Genomic DNA, 1,307 nt, shown 5'->3' on the forward strand with positions numbered 1-1,307 from the left:
ACCCGGCTTTCCAGATAGTCGAAACGGGCCGGGTTGGCCGGCCCCGCAAGCGAGCTCAGCTCCACGGTGCCGGCCACGCGCAGGCGCGCACCCTCGGCGCTGTGCAGTGGCGTCATGTAGAAGGCGCTTTCCACCGGGCAGGTCGGGCGGTTGAGCGGCGAGTGCTCGAGATCGAATTCGATGTGATAGCCACGCTCGGTATCCAGCGGAATCCTGTCGCCGATCTGGCGCGCCAGCTGTGCCGACCAGGCCCCGGCTGCCAGCACCACTCTGTCTGCCATGAGTCGCCGGCCATCGGCGTACTCCAGCAGCATGCCGGAGGCCTGGCGGCTGAGGCGGATGACCTCGGCGGTGACGATCCGGCCTTCTTCGCGCAGCGGGGTGGCCAGGGTGTCGATGAACACCTGCGGGTCATCGAGGTGACAGGAGGAGGGGAACAGCACGCCGCCCGCGGTGTGGCCTTCCATGGCGGGTTCCAGTGAGATCAGCTCGTCCGCCGTCAGCACCTGCTGGTGGATGCCGAGCTGGTCGCGCAGTCGGATATCGCCCTGTGCGGCCTGCAGGTTCTCGGCCTTGCCGTAGGCATACAGGCAGCCCTTGCGCTGAATCATCGCGGCGGCGGCGGGGGCATCGTCCAGCAGCGGCTGGTAGTCCGTGTAGGTATGGCTGAGCAGCTGGGCCAGCATCTCGCTGTTGGCGCGAAAGCGAGTGGCGTTGCACTGGCCCATGAAGCGCATCAACCAGGGCGAGAGCCTCGGCAGGCATTTCCAGTCGATGACGAAAGGCGAGTCAGGCGACAGCAGCAGCGACGGCATGCTGCGCCAGATTTCCGGACGAGCGATGGGCAGGCAGCCGTAATCCGCCAGGGTGCTGGCATTGCCGAAGGAGGTGCCGCTGGCGATGCCTTCGCGTTCGATCATCGTCACCTCGTGGCCGCTGCGCCGCAGCCACAGGGCGCAGGCGACACCCACGGCGCCCGCGCCGATCACCGCCACTTCCGTGTGTTCGCTATCACTCATTGATTGCTCACCTTGTGGTCATCTTGTTGTTATCGAGGTGTTGTCATCCTGGCGTCGATATCGAAGCGTCGTCATCGAGGTATTCGCGCCGCAATGACGCACGCCCCGGGGGTGGCCGGGGCGCAGCAGGGGATCTTTCGAGCATGCCTCGCGCGCGACAGCTCGGCAAGCGCGTTGTCACCGGGCGTGTCCTACTCAAGCGTTCCGGGCGTGGCGCAATCCAGGCCCTTCAAGACACGCGTTTCAAGATCGGCTCGGCTCCTCGAAGGGCAGCGGGATGTCATCACC

At 66.0% G+C, this 1,307-nt stretch carries 1 protein-coding gene; it reads right to left on the reverse strand.

Annotated elements, in window-relative coordinates:
• Positions 1-1,019 (reverse strand): NAD(P)/FAD-dependent oxidoreductase (locus AC4FAH_RS07915; protein WP_490245865.1); only part of this gene is annotated, 1,019 nt, incomplete at its 3' end.
• Positions 1,020-1,307 lie beyond the last annotated feature (288 nt).

Source organism: Cobetia sp., from assembly GCF_983723665.1.